The sequence below is a fragment of the Pseudobutyrivibrio ruminis genome (assembly GCF_015057245.1).
Taxonomy (GTDB): domain Bacteria; phylum Bacillota; class Clostridia; order Lachnospirales; family Lachnospiraceae; genus Pseudobutyrivibrio; species Pseudobutyrivibrio ruminis_E.
The window spans coordinates 21814-40523 of sequence record NZ_SVET01000012.1; the positions used below are offsets into that span (position 1 = coordinate 21814).

Here is an 18710-nt window from a genome sequence, read left to right on the forward strand (position 1 = left end):
TTTGGATTCGGGATTTATTTATGCTTTAAGTGTAATATAACCGACGTTTTTTAGATTGTTCATGTATACGCTAAGTCGCTCGTAAAGTGGCTCGGCTTCTTCACCGTATTTCTCTTTTACAAGCTGTCCGATTTCGTAAACGGATTTCTTGCCATCAATACAAGTGAAAATGTAGCTACCCATTCCTTCTAAATGAATGTGGGAAACAGCTGGCTTATGAAAAAACTTTTGAGCAATACGATTTGTAATGCCTGTGTTTTCCATATCAACTATAACTTCGCCTGATTCATCTGTGGCCCAGGTAAGTCCATCTTTAATTTCAAATACATAATCTAAAAAGTTGTCTGATTTATTATTTCTCATTTTTCTTTCCATTAGCAGCATACCAAACTACAGCAACTACAAGAACTAAAAGGATGAATGCCTGAACGTTTCCTGATGGGATAACGCTTGAAAGGTTCATCTTGTCGAGAAGGCCTACTACAGCGAAGATAGCAAGTAATACACCTACGATACCTTCACCAGCGATAAGTCCTGAACAGAAGAGGATACCCTTTCCGCTCTCGTCCTTCTCTGCACCATACTTCTTGTCTGCGAAAAGTCTTACAAGACCACCGAGCATGATTGTAGCTGAAAGCTCAAGTGGAAGGTAAAGACCGATAGCAACTGGAAGCGCACCAATTCCAAGAATCTCAATAGCGATTGAGATGAAAGCACCGATAAAGATAAGTGCCCATGGAAGGTTTCCATTCATAACACCTTCGATAATCATCTTCATCATTGTAGCCTGTGGAGCTGCAAGAGCATCTGTACCGAAGCCATAAGCAGAGTTAAGAAGAATCATAACACCACCGATTGCAAGAGCTGCTGCGATAGTACCCATGATTTCACCGTACTGCTGCTTCTTAGGTGTAGCACCAAGGATATAACCTGTCTTAAGATCCTGTGAAGTATCACCAGCCATACAAGCTGCGATACAAATGATAGAACCGATTGCGATAGCACCCTGCATACCGTGAGCGCCTGTATCACCAGCAACCTTTAAGCAGATTGTAGCGATAAGGATAGTAGCAATTGTCATACCTGAAACAGGGTTGTTTGAGCTACCTACAAGACCAACCATACGTGAAGAAACGGCACTGAAGAAGAAACCGAATACTACGATGATAATAGCACCAAGTAATGAAACTGGTACAGCAGGTACAAGCCAGATAGCAAGGATAAGTACTACGATAGCACCAAGTACAAATCTGATGTCCATATCAAGAGCAGTTCTCTCGTTTGTAGTAGTACCAGCATTCTTGATGCTCTTGATAGAATCCATAAATGTCTTAACGATAAGTGGAAGTGTCTTGATAAGGCTGATGATACCAGCAGAAGCAACGGCACCTGCACCGATATACTTAATGTAGCTTGCCCAGATAGCTGAAGCGCCGCCAGTAGCATAAAGCTCTGCAACAGAAACGCTAGCTGGATACATAACGATGTCGCCACCAAATGTAACAATAGCTGGGATGAGAACGAACCATCCGATTACACCACCGGCGAACATGTAAGCTGAAATACGAGGACCGCAGATATAACCAACTGAAACAAGAGCTGGATAAACTTCTGCAGAAAGCTCTGTCTTTAAAGCATCAAGCTTGATTGTAACAACACCCTGGATAGCATAAAAACCGTCAACAAGGATCTTTACAACAGCACCGATTCCCATACCAATGAAAACGGACTTAGCAGATGAGCCACCCTCTTCTCCTGCAAGAAGAACCTCTGCACAAGCAGTTCCTTCTGGATAAGGGAGAACACCATGCTCCTGAACGATAAGTGCGCTACGAAGTGGAACCATGAAGAATACTCCAAGTAAACCACCAAATAGAGCGATTACAGTAATTGTAACAAGTGAAGGTGTTTCCATAACGCCTTCCTTTGCCCAAAGAAAAAGTGCAGGCATTGTAAAGATTGCACCTGCAGCAAGAGACTCACCGGCTGACCCGATAGTCTGAACCATGTTACTTTCAAGGATTGAGTCCTTCTTTAAGATAACACGGATAACTGCCATAGAAATAACAGCTGCTGGGATAGAAGCTGAAACTGTCATACCAACTCTAAGTCCCAAGTAAGCGTTCGCTGCACCGAAGATAACAGCAAGAAGAAGACCCATGATAATAGAAGTAGGAGTCATCTCTGGAGTTACTTTGTCTGCAGGAACGTAAGGTTTGAATTCCTGATTCATAATATTTTATCTCCTTTAATAACAACAGTTTTTACATTATATATTCACTTTAAAGTGGATGCAAATTGATGTATTAAAGTGATAAAGTGTTAAAGTGCAACCGGTAAACCTATTATCTTAAACGTTTTAGAGCAAAAAGTTCATAAATTGTTCACAAAATGCCTATAGACAAAACGAAGTTGTGAGAATAATATATAGAAGTTCGCTATATAGACGAGAAATTTATAGACGGGGAGGCATGGAAAAATGGCTATTGGTGAAATCATTACTTGCACAAGTCCTGAAGATTTGTACAGAAGAGCAGAGGACTTACTTCAAAAAGGAGTTAAAACAGTATTCGTTGCACGTAACACCTTAAAGGTTGTCAGCGTTACTACAAAATAGATCCGAAATGCCTGGACCGATGGAATTATCCATCGGTCTTTTTTTGTTTTGGGATTGTTATAATTCTACACTTTAACTTGCTAAAGTAATATGATAGAATGAATCACATGATAAGTTTTGGGTAAAGGAGAAGAGATATATGAAAAAGAAAGTCTTATCTATGATGTTAAGTATGGTCATGGCTACTGCAATGCTAGTTGGTTGTGGTGCATCTTCAGATAATAATGAGACTATCAAAGAAGAGGAAACTGCAGCCAGTGCTGAGGGGCAGGTTTATAAAGTCGGTATCGTTCAGTATGTAGACGATGCTTCATTAAATCAGATTGTAGCCAACCTTGAGTCACAGCTTGATTTGCTTGCCAAGGAAAACGGATGTACATTTGAGTATGAAGACTACTATTATAATGGCAATGCAGATTCAACCACAATCAACCAGATTGTTACTGAGCTCATTAATGACGAGGTTGATGTCATTGTACCAATTGCTACTCCTACAGCAATGATTTGTCAGGCGGCAACAGAGGATAATCAGATTCCAGTGGTGTTTGCAGCTGTATCAGATCCTGAGGCAGCAGGTCTTGTAGAGAGCAATGACGCACCAGGTGCAAATGTTACAGGTACATCTGATGCGTTAAATACAGAGGCAGTACTTGATTTAATGCTTGCACAGAATAGAGACTTGAATAAAGTAGGTTTACTTTATGATAAGGGGCAGGATGCATCAGCAGGACCAATCGAGGATGCAAAGAAGTACCTTGAGGCTGCTGGCATCGAATATATTGAAAAGACAGGAAACACAAATGATGAGGTTATGCTTGCTGCAGATGCACTTGTTGCAGAGGGAGTAGAGGCTGTATTTACACCAACAGACAACACTATTATGACAGCAGAGCTTGGCATCTACGAGAAGTTTATCGACGCTGGTATCCCACACTATTGTGGTGCAGATTCATTCGCTCTTAATGGCGCTTACCTTGGATATGGTGTAAACTATGCGACACTTGGCCAGGAGACTGCAAACATGGTTGCAGAAATCCTTGTAGAGGGTAAAGATCCAGCAACACTTCCAGTTAAGACTCTTGATAATGGAACAGCTACTGTTAACACTGAAACAGCAGCAGCCCTTAATCTAGATTATGATAAGCTTCGCGATATGTGCGATGGATTAGTTGAAGTGCAGACAGCGGAGGAATTTGATTAATGTCTAGTATTTTTACAGTGTCGATTTTTCAAAGTGCTTTAGAACTAGGGTGTATATACGCCCTAGTTGCTTTGGCACTTTTTATTTCTTTTACAATACTTAATATTGCAGATTTGACAACAGATGGATGTTTCACATTAGGCTGTGCGGTTGGTGCCATGGTCACTTTAGCTGGGCATCCATTTCTTGCACTAATTGCTGCCATGGTGGCAGGTGCAATGGCGGGTTTTGTTACAGCCTTTTTGCAGACAAAGCTTGGGGTTGAATCAATTCTTGCTGGTATCATTGTCAATACCGGGCTATACACAATAAATATTGCTGTTATGGGATTTTCTTCTATAGCAAATCTTTTTGGATGCGACACTTTATTTTCCATAGGAAAGGATACTCTTGGTAGCACCTTCCTTGGGGACTGGTACAAGGTCATTTTGGTGGCCCTTATTGTTGCAGTGATATCCTCTATTTTATGGTGGTTTTTAGGTACCACTTTAGGTATGTCGATTCGTGCCACAGGTGACAATGCAGATATGGTCAAATCTTCATCTATTAATCCTACATTTACAATTACTGTAGGCCTTTGTCTTGCAAACTCACTTACTGGTCTTTCAGGAGCATTGATTGCTCAGTATCAAAAGTCGGCAGACATTAATATTGGAACAGGAATGGTTACAATAGCCCTTGCATCGCTTATCATTGGTCAGACTTTGATAGGAAATAAGGGAAGTATGCTTCGTAGAATTTTAGGTACTATTTTAGGATCTGTGCTTTATCGTTTTATTGTTGCAATAGCGCTCCGACTTTCTGTACCAGCAGAGGCATTAAAGCTTGTATCAGCACTTATTGTTGCTATCGCTATTGCGGCTCCTTATGTAAGGAAAAAGGTTGCCCTTAAAAAGAGAGAGTTTGCAAACTATAGAGGCAATGTAAAGGGGGAGGTAAAGTAATGCTAAAAATTGATAATATCTCTAAAACCTTCAACCCTGGTACAGTTAATGAAAAAGCTGCACTCACAAATCTTTCTTTAGAGCTGAAAGATGGAGATTTTGCTACAATCGTTGGTTCAAACGGAGCAGGAAAATCAACAATGTTTAATGCCATTGCAGGAACATTTATTGTTGATGAGGGCAATATCTATTTGGACGATGAGGATATCACTTTCAAAAAGGAATATATGCGAAGCAGAGTCATTGGACATCTTTTCCAGGACCCTTTAAAGGGAACTGCTCCAAATATGACCATCGAAGAAAACATGGCTTTGGCATATCTTCGTGCTTCTCATTCTTCAGGAAAGCTGTTCTCAAGAATTAGCGCAAAGGATAAATCGCGCTTTAGAGAACAATTATCCTTGCTTGGAATGGGACTAGAGGATAGAATGAAACAGCCGGTTGGTTTGCTTTCAGGTGGACAAAGACAAGCTCTTACACTTTTAATGGCTACATTTGTTACTCCAAAGCTATTGCTATTAGATGAGCACACCGCAGCCCTTGACCCAGCCACAGCAGAAAAGGTTTTGGACCTTACAAAATCTATTGTTAAGGAACAGGGAATAACTTGTCTGATGGTTACTCACAACATGCATCAGGCACTTGAGGTTGGAAATCGTACCCTGATGATGAATGCAGGACACATTGTCTTTGACACCTCTGGAGAGGAACGTTCAAAGCTTACAGTTGCAGACCTTTTGGAGAAGTTCAAAACTGGAGCTGGGGAAGAATTAGACAATGATAGGGTTTTACTTTCATAACTTTTATGCAAGTTACCACTTTAAATCACTAAAGTGTTTTAGTATTATATTATAACCGAGCTATATCTATATAAAACAGGAAGAGGAAATAATAATGAAAAAGGTAGTTAAATTTGGCGGAAGTTCATTAGCTGATGCAGGTCAGTTTAAGAAGGTTGGGGACATCATCCGCGCAGACGAAAACAGGGTATTTGTAGTACCATCTGCACCAGGAAAGAGAAATAGCAAAGATACTAAAGTTACAGATATGCTTATTGCCACATATGAGGCAGCAAAAGCAGGCAAGGATGTTACAGAAAACCTTGCAGCAATTAAGGCAAGATACGATGAAATCATTACAGGTCTGGACTTAAAAGGCTTTTCTCTTGATGAGGATTTTAAAAAGATTGCCGCTGATATTAAAGAAGACCTTTCATTAGACTATTTAGCAAGCCGTGGAGAGTTCCTTAACGGCAAGATTATGGCAGAATATTTAGGCTATGATTTCATCGATGCAAAGGATGTTATTTTCTTCAACGAAGAAGGACAGCTTAACGCATATAAAACAGAAAAGACAATGTCAAAGGCCCTTGAGGAACATCCACATGCTGTTATTCCAGGCTTCTACGGATGCGGTAAAGATGGCAAAGTTAAGACTTTCTCACGCGGTGGTTCTGATGTTACTGGCTCAATCGTCGCAGGTGCTGCAAAAGTTGATGTATATGAGAACTGGACTGATGTTTCAGGTTTCTTGATTTGCGACCCACGTATCGTAAAGAATCCAGTTGCTATGCAGACAATCACCTACAGAGAGCTTCGCGAGCTTTCTTATATGGGCGCTTCAGTGCTTCATGAAGATGCTATCTTCCCAGTTCGCTCAGCAGGTATTCCTATCAATATCAAGAACACTAACAAGCCAGATGATGAAGGTACATGGATTGTAGAAAGCACTGGACAGCGCAATGAATATGTCATCACAGGTATTGCTGGTAAGAAGGGCTTCTGTACAGTTCTTATTACTAAGTCACTTATGAACTCTGAGGTAGGTTTCTGTAGAAAGGCTCTTCAGGCGTTTGAGGACAATGGAATTTGTATCGAGCATATGCCTTCAGGTATCGATACTATGACTGTAGTTGTTCACGAGGATGAGTTCATCAATAAGGAGCAGGCTGTAGTTTCAGCTATCCACAGAAACTGTTCACCAGACTCTATCGAAATCGAGTCAGATCTTGCACTTATTGCAGTTGTAGGCCGTGGTATGAAAAACACTCGTGGTACTGCCGGCAGAATCTTTGCAGCACTTAGCCATGCCCATGTAAATGTACGTATGATTGATCAGGGCTCTTCCGAGCTTAATATCATAATTGGTGTGGAAAATGCAGATTTTGAAGCAGCAGTTAAAGCTATCTACGATATTTTTGTAACTACAAAGTTATAATCTGACATATTTTACAAATTCTTATTAATATCAAAAAACTCTATTTTCATTATTGACTAAACAATTAAATTGTCTTATATTCTTGTTATTGGGGATTGAAAAAATCCCCAATAATCAAGATGCGCAACCAATTGCGCAACAACTTAATAATGTTTCAATTTTGGAGCTTTAGTTATTAGGCCGACTAAGGATTCAAAGCATGTAATGGAAAGGGAGGTTCTATTCATGAAAAGAATGGGGAAGGTGACAAAACGAATTGTCACAGTCTGCATTGCTTTTGCTATGTTACTAGGATTACCTGGTGCAAATCTAGCAATGCTATCAGAAAATGGCCTAAACACAGTTCAGGCCGCATCAAAGGTCAGCAGAGAGTCGGTTCACGACGGAGCTATTCTTCACGCATTTTGTTGGAATTTTAATACTATCAAGGAGAATATGGCAGATATTGCAGCTGCAGGATATACAGCTGTCCAAACATCACCTATTAATGATTGCCTGTCTACAGAGCCAGGTCTTACTTTGTATAGTGATTCTGGTAAGTGGTATTACCATTATCAGCCTACTGATTGGGTTATTGGAAACTACCAGCTTGGCACAAGGGATGAGTTTAAGGCTATGTGCGAAACCGCCGATGAATATGGAATCGCTGTAATAGTTGATATTGATCCAAATCATACAACACCATTATTCAATCAAATCAGTCAAAAATTCCTTGATGCTGTAGGTGCAAGCTACGATGATGTAACTAATCTTTATCACATCAATGGCTCAGATGTATCAAGAAATATTGATTACAGTGATAGAGTGTCAGTTGTTTATGACCCAATGGGTGGTTTGCCAGATGTTGATACAGAAAGTGACGCTTTCCAGGCATATTTCTATCAGTTCTTAGCAGATTGTATTGATTGCGGTGCTGATGGATTCAGAATTGATACTGCAAAGCATATTGCACTTCCAGATGATGGAGTTCCAGAAGCTTATGCAGGTCAGGAAGATAGAAATGATTTCTATCCAAATATGAAGTCATATATTGATGATTTAGATACAGTGGACTATGAAGATTTGTTTGTATATGGAGAAGTTCTTCAGGGTGATACAGACAGACTTGCAGCATATCAGGATATGCTTGGAGGAACTACAGCCAGCAACTACGGTGCGAAAATCAGAAGTGCTGTTTCATCAGGTTCACTTTCTGCAAGCAAACTAGAAAGCTATGGCATTAGCGATGATACAACTACAGGAACAACCTATACAGCTGATTCCGACAAGCTTGTTACTTGGGTTGAATCACATGACAACTACATAAATGACAAATCTTATAACACAGTTGATGACACTGAGGTAATCCTTGGTTGGGCTATAATTGCTTCAAGAGAAGCTGGAACACCACTGTTTTTCAGCCGACCAAATAACAGCTCTGCTGAAAATCCTTGGGGAGATAATGTTCTAGGCGCAGCAGGTTCAGATTTATATAAAGATCCTCAGGTTGTTGCAGTTAATAAGTTTAGAACTGCCATGGCAGGCGAGGATGAATACCTTAGAAATCCAAATGGAAATAATTCTGTTCTCATGGTTGAGAGAGGTACAAAGGGAGCTGTTATAATCAACGGTTCTGATGAAACATTTGACCTAGAATCAGAGACAAATCTTGCAGATGGCACATACATTAATTCTGTTGAAGGTGAAGATAGCATCTTTACAGTGCAGGATGGAGTTATTTCTGGAAAAATAGCAGCAAAGTCAGTTGTTGTTCTTGATGAAGCAACTGATGGGGAGTATTCCACGCTGTTCTTCTTTAACTCAAAACAGTGGTCTTCTGTTAGTGCCATTGTTGATGATAATACTTATGATTGTGATAGCACTGGTGATGGTTGGTGGAAAGTTACCATTCCATCAGAAGAATTCGAAGTAGTATTTACAGATGGAACAAGCAAATCAGATAAGTTTTCAATTACAAGTACTTCAGGAAAATATTTGACTGGAGAAAACAGCACTTGCTACATGACAAAGGCTGAGGCAGAAAAGGCAATTGGCGTTGTAACCACATCAGTGTATTTCTATAACACAGAGGAATGGTCAACAGTTAAAGCCTATGCTTGGCTGGATGGTGGTGCACAGATTTTTGGAGGATGGCCAGGAGCTACAGCTAAAAATGAGGGAGACTATTGGTGGAGAGCTGATGTCAAGCTTATGAGCGACGATGATTTCTCTATCATATTTAATAACGGCTCTGGCGCACAGACTGTAGATATAAAGATTTCCGATAAGACATATATCGCTTTAGATGGTGGTAGCAGCAATGGAAATCTTACAGTAGGTCTTTACAGTTCAAAGGATGAGGCTATGGATGCTACTGGAATTTATCCGGATAAGACTACTGTTTACTTCTATAACACAAAGGGCTGGGAGACAGTTGGAGTTTATACATGGGGTGCAGTAAGCCTTGGGGATTGGCCAGGCCAGGAGGCAACCTATGATGGCGATGATTGGTGGAAGATGACCATCAACGCGGCACCAGGTGATGACTTCAATATCATTTTCAATGACATGGGAAAAGGTAGTCAGACTGGTGATTTAAAGGTTACAAGTATTAAAAATGTTTACTTCTGGGGCAGCAATGCCTATGGCTCAAAGGAAGAAGCTGAAGCAGCCGCAAAAGCAGCATCAGAGCGAGAAGCTGAAGAAGTTGAAGAAGAGGATGGATACACTCTAGTATATTTCTACGATGAAAATCAGTGGGATGATGTATATGTATATGCTTGGGGAGGCAATTACAACAATTGCATTGGCGATTGGCCAGGTACCCAGATGACATTTATTGGCGATAATTGGTACGCTGCAAATGTATTAACAGAAGCAATTGAAAAAACTGATTTACACTTAATCTTCAATAATGGTAATGGAACACAGTTAGACGACAATGTAATGACAGACAAGACAAAGCTTTACTTTGTATCTAGAAGCACTGATGCATTTTCTTCTAAAGATGAGGTTATGGAGCTAGTTGGAAAAACCACAGAAGAAGATGACGATGATGATAATGATGTAACATACAAAGATGTAGAGGAAGAGACAGAAGTAGCTGATGGCATGGTTCGTGTGTACTATCAGCTGGGTGCAGATTGGGATAGCGATGTATTTATGTATGCATGGCTGAAACAGGCTGATGGAAATAGTGGAGGCTTACCTTTAGGAGAGTGGCCAGGAACCAAGATGACTCATATCGGAAAAGGTTGGCATTATGTGGATATTCCAGAGGAATACTGGAATATGCGCGGGGAGAGCGAAGAGTTGTCTGAAGATGAAGAAGATGTAGAAGAGGAAGAACCAACAGAGGTAGATGAAGACAACGAAGATATTGAAGAAGAGTTGCCAGAAGAGAGTAGTGATGAAGAATTTGATGAAGAAGTAGAAGAGGATGCTGATGCTCAAGAGGAAGAAGCAGTAGAAGAGGATGCTGATACTCAAGAGGATGAAGCAGAAGATGAGGGGTTAACTATAGCAAGTAATAATGTGTATGTGGTAGGTGATACAGGCTGCACATTAAAGCTAATTATTAACGATAAAGGAACTCATCAGCAGATTGACGACGCGGAGACTTTAGTAACAACTAATCGTCCAACAGATGAAGAGCTTGGAAAGACAACAGAGGCCACAGATGACAATAAGGAAGAGAATAACACTTCTAATAATGAGAGCTCTACAAGCGCAGGCCAGACAAGTTCATCATCAAGCTCAAGCCAGGCAAGCACAAGTACATCAAGTAGCGCAACTTCATCAACAAGTACAAGTACATCAAGCTCATCAACAAGTGTAAGTGCTTCTACAAGCACAGATGAAACAGCTGCTACAGATGCTACAACTACTACAGACAATACAGCTACAGCAGACACTGAGTCAGAAACTCCTAATGAGAAGACTACAGTTACAAAGACTGCATCAAATGCTACTAAGGAATCATCAAAGGATACAACCTCAGATGATTCTAATACTACAGCTTTAACTGCAACTACAGAGGAAGCTGATAGCAACACAGATTCTCAGAGCATTCAGGATGCAGAAACACCAGCAGCAGCTACTGAAACAGAAAGCGGAAATACTGCACTTGTTATAGTACTAATAGTAGTGATGATAGCATTTGCCGGTGGAGGAGCTTTTGTGATATCTCAGGGAGGATTGGCAAGATTCTTAACTAAGAAAAAATAATACATAATAGTGTAAAGATGGGTGAATTTTTTGTTTCCTCAAAAGGCTACATATGGTATACTACCTACAGTTTAGGAAGGAAGGTACAGTATGAGCCTTATAATAAAAAACGGAAGGGTTTTGAATCCACCTACAAACACAGACGAAATATTAGATATTAAGATAGACGGGAACAGTATTTCAGCTATTGAGGCTGAAATTGTTCCCGTTTTTTCTGATACGGTAATCGATGCAAAGGGCTGCTATGTGTTCCCTGGTCTTATCGATATGCACGTTCATTTCAGAGATCCGGGGCAGACTGCTAAGGAAGATATTGAGACAGGTTCAAAGGCCGCAGCAAGAGGTGGTGTTACAACTGTTCTTGCTATGCCAAATACAAAGCCAGTGGTTGATAATCCTGAGCTTGTAAACTATGTCCATGATAAGGGCAAGGCAGTTGGCCTATGCAGAGTGCTTCAGGTTGGTTCAGTTACAAAGGGAATGGAAGGCAAGGAGCTTTCTGATTTGGATGGGATGATTAATGCCGGCATCCCAGCTATTTCCGAGGACGGTAAATCTGTTATGGATTCCGGCTTATATCGAGAGGCTATGAAAATCGTGGCAAAGAAAAATGTTCCAGTTCTTGCTCATTGTGAGGATATCAATCTTGTTCAGGGCGGCGTTATGAACATGGGAACAAAATCCGATTCCATGGGAGAAAAGGGAATCAGCAACGCAGTAGAAAACATCATTGAAGCCCGTGACATTATGCTTGCAGAAGAGACAGGGGCTACACTTCATCTTTGTCATTGCTCCACAAAGGAAAGCTATGACATTCTTAAAGAGGCAAAGGCTAGAGGAATCAAGGTATCTGGCGAAGTTTGTCCTCATCATTTTACACTTACAGAAGACGATATCGTCCCAGGTGACGGCAATTATAAAATGAATCCACCAGTTCGTACAGCTGAAGATAGAGAGGCACTGAGACGTGGCCTTGCGGAGGGCGTATTTGAGGTAATATCTACAGACCACGCTCCACACACAGCAGAAGAAAAAGCCAAGGGCTTTGCATCACCATTTGGGATAGTTGGTCTTGAAACATCAGCCAGCCTTGCATACACAGAACTTGTGTTATCCGGTCTTATCACACCACTTACAATGGCTGCATATATGAGTAGCAATCCAGCTAGAATCCTTGGTAGACAGGATTTGGGAGATATATCTGTTGGTAAAGTAGCAGATATCACAATCTTTGATCCAACTATCGAATATGAAATTCATGCTGCCGACTTTGTTGGCAAGTCAAAGAATATGCCTTATGAGAATCGAAAGGTACAGGGAAAAGTTGTAAAAACTATATTTGGAGGTAATGTTGTATATGAAACGCATGCTAAAAGCTAACTGTAAGGAAGCTTTTAGTATGCCAAGAAAAGGAGAATATTATGATAACTAAATTAATTGAACAAATTATTGAGAAGAACGCACCAATAGTTGTAGGTTTAGACCCAACAATGAAGCTTATGCCAAAGTCACTTGTTGATAAGTGGATAGGTGAATGCGGCCAGACACTTGAGGCAGTAGGCGAGGCTATGTTCGACTACAACAGACAGATTATGGATGCCACTGCAGATTTGATTCCAGCAGTAAAGCCACAGATTGCTATGTATGAAAGCTATGGCATCCCAGGTATGATTGCTTACAAAAAGACAGTTGATTATGCAAAGGAACTTGGTCTTATCGTTATTGCAGATATCAAGCGTGGTGACATTGGCTCCACATCTACAGCATATGCTCTTGGCCACCTTGGTTCAGTTCAGGTGGGCGAGTACAAGTATCAGGGCTTTGATGCAGACATGGCTACAGTAAACCCATATCTTGGAACAGATGGCGTTAAGCCTTTTGTAGATGTTTGTAAGGAAGAGGACAAGGGAATCTTTGTACTTTGTAAGACATCAAATCCATCATCAGGAGAATTCCAGGATAGACTTATCGACGGCAGACCACTTTACGAGCACATGGCTGAGAAAATCGAAGAGTGGGGTGCAGACACTCGCGAGGGCAACTACTCTAATGTAGGTGCAGTAGTTGGTGCTACTTATCCAGAGATGGGTGCAAAGCTTCGTAAGCTTATGCCTCACACATATATCCTTGTGCCAGGCTACGGTGCACAGGGCGGTAAGGGGGCTGACCTTGTAAACTTCTTCAATGAGGATGGCCTTGGCGCTATTGTAAACTCAAGCCGTGGCATCATCTCAGCATACCAGCAGGAGAAATATGCGAAGTATGGGGAAGAGAACTTTGCAGGAGCAAGTAGAGCAGCTGTAGAGGATATGCTCGCTGATATCCGCGGAGCCCTTAAGTAAGTTAAGTAAGGAGTTTAATAAAATATGAAAATAAAAGAAAGAGCTACAATAGTAGCCCAGAAAAAACTGGCAGAAGGTGTATATAGCCTTGAACTTGAGACAAATGCAACCAAATATGCAGTCCCTGGTCAGTTCATAAATATATTTTCAAATGACAAGAGCAAGCTATTACCTCGTCCAATCAGCATTTGTGAAATCAACGAGTTAAAAAATACTCTTCGAGTGGTATTTCGAGTTGTAGGCGAAGGCACAACAGAGTTTTCTGAGCTTAAAGCTGGCGACACTGTAGAGATCCTTGGTCCTCTTGGAAATGGTTTTCCACTTGAGGGAGAAAAGGCTATTGTAGTTGGTGGCGGAATTGGTGTACCTCCAATGCTAGAGCTTGCAAAGCAGTTGAAGGGCTCTGTTACAGCAGTAATGGGATATCGCAACGATGATTTATTCCTTGCCGATGAATTTATTGATGCAGCAGCTGATGTAATTATCGCTACAGATGATGGCTCAGTAGGAGTTCACGGCACTGTTGTGGATGCTATGAAAGAAAATGATTTGACTGCAGATGTTATCTATGCTTGTGGCCCAAAGCCAATGCTTAGAGGCGTTGCACAGTATGCCCTTGAAAAAGGCATCAAATGCTATGTTTCAATGGAAGAGAGAATGGCATGTGGTGTTGGTGCATGCTTGGGATGCGTATGCCAGTCTAAAGAAGTAGATGATCACAGCCACGTTAAAAATAAAAGAGTCTGCAAAGACGGTCCAGTTTTCTTATCTACGGAGGTGGAATTGTAATGAATACAAAGGTTACTATCGCAGGAGTAGAATTTCAGAATCCTATTATGGAAGCTTCAGGAACCTTTGGTTCAGGTATGGAGTATTCAGAATTTGTAGACTTAAATAAGCTTGGTGCTGTTGTTACAAAAGGCGTTGCAAATGTGCCTTGGCCAGGTAATCCAACACCAAGAATTGCCGAGGTAAAATCAGGCATGCTTAACGCCATCGGCCTGCAGAATCCAGGGGTTGAGGTGTTCTGTGAAAGAGATTTAAAATTCCTTGAACAGTACAAAGATACAAAGGTAGTGGTTAATGTTTGCGGTCATTCAGCCGAAGAATATATTGAAGTGGTAGATAGATTGGCAGATGAAAAGCGAGTTGATATGCTAGAAATCAACATCTCTTGTCCTAACGTTAAAGAGGGCGGAATCGCTTTTGGTCAGGATCCTAAGGCAGTAGAAGAAATCACAAGACTTGTGAAATCTCATGCAAAGCAGCCAATCGTCATGAAGCTTTCTCCAAACGTTACAGACATCAAGGTTATGGCAAAAGCTGCGGAAGCTGGGGGAGCGGATGCCATTTCCCTTATTAATACTCTTACAGGGATGAAAATCGATGTTGAACGTCAAAGCTTTGTACTGGCAAACAAAACCGGTGGTATGTCAGGTCCTGCTGTTCATCCTATAGCTGTTCGTATGGTCTATGAGTGTGCTTCTACAGTTTCAATTCCAATTATAGGAATGGGTGGAATTTCAACATGGGAAGATGCAATTGAAATGATGCTTGCGGGGGCAACTGCCGTTTCAATTGGTACAGCTAATTTCTACAATCCTACAGCAACACTGGATATACTTAACGGAATGAAGGATTATATGGAGAGGAAGGGTATTGAGGATATCAACAATATAATAGGCATAGTGAAATAAGGTTTTGCTACACATAATAATTGAATGGTTACATTGTTCACGGAAATTTCTCACAATATACTCAGATTTTTCCGTGACACTTTCAAATTCATTTGCTAAACTTTATTTACGTCCACAATTTGAAAGGAGGGGAGCTGATGAAGTTCAAGAAGATAGGTGAGGACAAGATTAGATGTGTCATCACAAAAGAAGAAATGGAACAGAACGGCATGGAGCTTGGTGATTTCGTCAGTGACCAGGAAAAGACCCAGAGCTTTATTAGGGATATTCTTGCTGAAGCCTGTGAGACCCTCGGAATTGAGACTCATGCAAAGGCGTACAGCGTTCAAATGACAGTGATGCCACAGGGTGATGTTGCATTACTTATATCTCCAGATTCAAGCACAGGACTGGCTACAGCAATTGAAGAATTAAAAAAGCATCTCACAGGTTTACAGGAGACGCTTTCAACTACGAAAACACCTCAGAGTGCAGCAATTTCAGCTAGTACATCTGATGTTCCAGTACAGCCTGCAAAGGCCATTACAGACGAAAGTGATGAGGTGACAGATCAGTATCTGGACACTCCACTTTGGGCAATACTTGATGATTTAGATTCAGCAATTTTACTTTGCAAGCATCTTCCAAAGTACGACGGAATGAAGAGTACTTTGTACCGTTACGGAGATGACTACTACATCAAGCTGAATTTTGAGCTTACACGCAGACAAATCTCAGCAGTGATTTTAGTAATAGCAGAGTTTGCAAATCAGATGTTTACAGAAAGCTTTGATGGGGCATTCTTATTAGAGCACGGCGATTTGATTTGCGAAGATTGCGCAAATGTTTTATCACAAATTTAATACAAAAATACCAATAGTCAGGAGATTATCTCCTGACTATTTTTTATTGAAAAATAAAAGTTTAGTTAACAGCATAACCAGTTGATAAATCGCCATTTATCGATAAACTATTAGAAGGAGTTTATTGATATTGTATTACGTAAAGGGAGTTTTATGAACAGACACGCATTATTACACATACCAGAATCAAGATATTGTTTTCCATTATCGACGGATGAAATAGTTCTTAGACTTAGAACTGCCAGAGAAGATGCAGAAAGTGGACTTAAGGTAAGCTTAATCTACGGTGTTAAGTATGATTATAAAGAAGAGAGATACACTGCGGATGTTCCACTTAAATATAAAGATGAGCTATTCGCTTATTATGAAATTCAGCTGAAAATAAACGACGTTCGATTTGTTTATATTTTCCAGCTGGAGAAGAATAACAAAGTATATTATTACAGCGAAGACGGTCTTACTGAAAGCTACAATTACGACGATTGTTATTATAATTTCTTTCAGTTGCCATACATCAATGAAAATGATGTTATGCCACTTGTAGAATGGATGCCAGGTTCTGTTTTCTATCAGATTTTTGTTGATAGATTCTGCGTTGGGGATGAAAACAAGGATATGTCCTATATCGACATGAGATGGGGCGATAAACCTACCACTAAAAGCCATGCTGGTGGCGATCTTCGAGGAATTATAAAGAGACTTGATTATCTTAAGGATTTGGGCATTTCAGGAATATATTTAACGCCTATATTTTTATCGGAATCAAATCACAAGTACGATATTATTGACTATAAAACTATAGATCCACAGTTTGGTACGACGGAGGATTTGATAGAACTGGTAAAGGAAGCTCATGCCAGAGGTATAAGACTTGTGCTGGATGCAGTTTTTAATCATTGCAGCACAAAGATGGAGCAGTTTCAGGATGTAGTAAAAAATGGACGTAAATCAAAGTATCACGACTGGTTCATTATTGATGGAGATAAGGCAGACGTAGAAAATCGTAATTACGAATGCTTTGCATATTCAAAGTCCATGCCAAAACTTAACACAGCGAATCCTGATGTGCAAAAATATTTGTTGGATATTGCTACCTATTGGATAGATGTTGCAGACATTGATGGATGGCGCCTTGATGTGGCTGATGAAGTGTCACATGATTTCTGGAGAATGTTCAGAAAGGCTGTAAAAGCGAAAAAGAGTGATGCCGTAATCATTGGAGAAAACTGGCATGATGCATACCCATCTTTGCAAGGAGACCAGCAGGATAGCATTATGAATTATGCTTTTACTAAAATCTGCCTTGATTATTTTGCAAAAGGAATATGTGATGAGGCAAAAACTGTCCAGCATCTAAATGGAATTTTGATGCGTAACATGAAGCAAGTAAACTATATGATGCTGAATTTGCTTGATTCTCATGATACAGAGCGCTTCTTTACTGCTATAGGCAAAGATAAAAAGAAATTGGAAACAGCAATGGCATTGACTATGTTTATGCCTGGTGCCCCTTGTCTGTACTATGGAACTGAGCAGGCTATGGAAGGCAATCATGATCCTGATTGTCGTCGTTGTTTTAATTGGGACAGAAAAGAGTGGGATATGGATTTCCTGGAAAAAGTAAAGGGTTTAATTGCTTTGAAAAAGAATCCGGTATTGCAATTGGGAGAAATATCAATAGTAGAAGATGATAATGCAATAAATGTAATTAGAAGTTACAAGGGTAAAACAAAGACCCTTAAGATTACAAGTCCTACCGCATATACGATATATTAAAAAAATCCTAGGTGCTAGTTTGCACCTAGGATTTCTTTTGCATTTTTTATTCTTTCAGCAGTTGGTGATTCAACTCCCTCAAGGCGATATGGTATGCCTAGCTCAGCATACTTTGGAACACCGAGACTGTGATATGGAAGAACCTCTACACGCTCTACAGTTTTAAGTGTATCAATAAATTCACGTGTACGATGTAACAGTTCATCATTATCGCTTCCACCAGGAACAAGTACATGTCTAATCCAAATTCTTACACCCATATCAGAGATTTCTCGTGCCATCTGAAGGATATTATCATTAGATACCCCTGTGAGCTTCTTATGCTCCTCAGGATCGATGTTTTTGATATCAAGCATAACAGTGTCAGTTACGCTCATTAGCTCCTTCCATTTGCTATAAAATGGCTCTTCATGAGTGAATGGCTGGCCGGCAGTATCAATACAAGTGGTGATACCTTTAGCTTTGGCTTTCTTAAATAAATCCAACACAAAATCAATCTGAAGAAGTGGCTCGCCGCCACTGACAGTAATTCCTCCATCCTTCTTCCAGTAAGGCTTGTAGCGAAGAGCTTTTTCAAGGACCTGATCTGCACTATACTGCTCACCCTGATGCTCAGCCCATGTCTCTGGGTTGTGGCAAAAAGCACAGCGCATCTTGCATCCATTTAAGAAAATCAAAAAACGTACCCCTGGTCCATCTACAGCACCGAAGCTTTCAAATTTATTTACGTATCCCGTTATAGCCATAATTGACTACCTCCAGTTCTTCAAAGAGTAAGCTTTAAAATTATACTAGACAACATTTAGCAGACCTTAAAGCACAGTCCCTACTTAGAGGGCATCCTTGAGATGGCCTCTTATGTAGGGCA

At 40.5% G+C, this 18710-nt stretch carries 15 protein-coding genes; 12 read left to right on the forward strand and 3 right to left on the reverse strand.

Annotation, left to right across the window (positions count from 1 at the left end):
- Positions 1 to 18 precede the first annotated feature (18 nt).
- A complete protein-coding gene (locus tag E7274_RS10415; RefSeq protein ID WP_304175778.1) occupies positions 19 to 363 on the reverse strand; it encodes a PqqD family protein in 345 nt (114 codons plus the stop codon).
- On the reverse strand, positions 353 to 2233 hold the full coding sequence (locus E7274_RS10420; protein WP_304175780.1) for an OPT family oligopeptide transporter: 1881 nt from the start codon (positions 2231 to 2233) through the stop codon (positions 353 to 355). The genes E7274_RS10415 and E7274_RS10420 overlap by 11 nt, the downstream gene beginning before the upstream one ends.
- 246 nt (positions 2234 to 2479) lie before the next feature.
- Between E7274_RS10420 and E7274_RS10425 the strand changes: the two genes are divergently transcribed.
- From E7274_RS10425 to E7274_RS10480, 12 genes are all read left to right on the forward strand, one after another.
- Positions 2480 to 2617, forward strand: coding sequence for a hypothetical protein (locus E7274_RS10425; RefSeq protein WP_167541216.1), 138 nt, complete (start codon positions 2480 to 2482; stop codon positions 2615 to 2617).
- A 139-nt stretch (positions 2618 to 2756) separates the two neighbouring features.
- The gene (locus E7274_RS10430) at positions 2757 to 3818 is read left to right on the forward strand and encodes an ABC transporter substrate-binding protein (RefSeq protein ID WP_304175782.1); all 1062 of its coding nucleotides are present in this window, start codon (positions 2757 to 2759) and stop codon (positions 3816 to 3818) included.
- Positions 3818 to 4762 (forward strand): ABC transporter permease, encoded by a 945-nt coding sequence (locus tag E7274_RS10435; protein ID WP_304175784.1) that lies wholly within the window; start codon positions 3818 to 3820, stop codon positions 4760 to 4762. The genes E7274_RS10430 and E7274_RS10435 overlap by 1 nt, the downstream gene beginning before the upstream one ends.
- Positions 4762 to 5562, forward strand: coding sequence for an ABC transporter ATP-binding protein (locus E7274_RS10440; protein WP_033153413.1), 801 nt, complete (start codon positions 4762 to 4764; stop codon positions 5560 to 5562). Before E7274_RS10435 ends, E7274_RS10440 begins: the two co-directional genes overlap by 1 nt.
- A gap of 94 nt (positions 5563 to 5656) precedes the next feature.
- Complete coding sequence (locus E7274_RS10445) at positions 5657 to 6979, forward strand: aspartate kinase (protein WP_033153416.1); 1323 nt, start codon at positions 5657 to 5659, stop codon at positions 6977 to 6979.
- 225 nt (positions 6980 to 7204) lie between these two features.
- Positions 7205 to 11185: a starch-binding protein gene (locus E7274_RS10450; RefSeq protein ID WP_304175786.1), complete on the forward strand. Its 3981-nt coding sequence runs from the start codon at positions 7205 to 7207 to the stop codon at positions 11183 to 11185.
- Positions 11186 to 11275: 90 nt separating this feature from the next.
- Positions 11276 to 12565, forward strand: coding sequence for a dihydroorotase (locus E7274_RS10455; RefSeq protein ID WP_304175788.1), 1290 nt, complete (start codon positions 11276 to 11278; stop codon positions 12563 to 12565).
- Between the two features lie 41 nt (positions 12566 to 12606).
- On the forward strand, positions 12607 to 13527 hold the full coding sequence (pyrF, locus tag E7274_RS10460; protein WP_304175790.1) for an orotidine-5'-phosphate decarboxylase: 921 nt from the start codon (positions 12607 to 12609) through the stop codon (positions 13525 to 13527).
- Between the two features lie 24 nt (positions 13528 to 13551).
- A complete protein-coding gene (locus E7274_RS10465; protein WP_304175792.1) occupies positions 13552 to 14316 on the forward strand; it encodes a dihydroorotate dehydrogenase electron transfer subunit in 765 nt (254 codons plus the stop codon).
- Positions 14316 to 15224: a dihydroorotate dehydrogenase gene (locus E7274_RS10470; RefSeq protein ID WP_304175794.1), complete on the forward strand. Its 909-nt coding sequence runs from the start codon at positions 14316 to 14318 to the stop codon at positions 15222 to 15224. The genes E7274_RS10465 and E7274_RS10470 overlap by 1 nt, the downstream gene beginning before the upstream one ends.
- A 137-nt stretch (positions 15225 to 15361) precedes the next feature.
- Entirely contained in the window at positions 15362 to 16066 is a 705-nt protein-coding gene (locus tag E7274_RS10475; protein ID WP_044937127.1) for an adaptor protein MecA, read from the forward strand.
- Between the two features lie 153 nt (positions 16067 to 16219).
- Positions 16220 to 17842, forward strand: a complete 1623-nt coding sequence (locus E7274_RS10480) for a glycoside hydrolase family 13 protein (RefSeq protein ID WP_304175796.1) — start codon at positions 16220 to 16222, stop codon at positions 17840 to 17842.
- A gap of 14 nt (positions 17843 to 17856) precedes the next feature.
- Here E7274_RS10480 and pflA read toward each other — a convergent pair whose 3' ends face one another.
- Positions 17857 to 18588 (reverse strand): pyruvate formate-lyase-activating protein, encoded by a 732-nt coding sequence (gene pflA / locus E7274_RS10485; RefSeq protein ID WP_304175798.1) that lies wholly within the window; start codon positions 18586 to 18588, stop codon positions 17857 to 17859.
- Positions 18589 to 18710 lie beyond the last annotated feature (122 nt).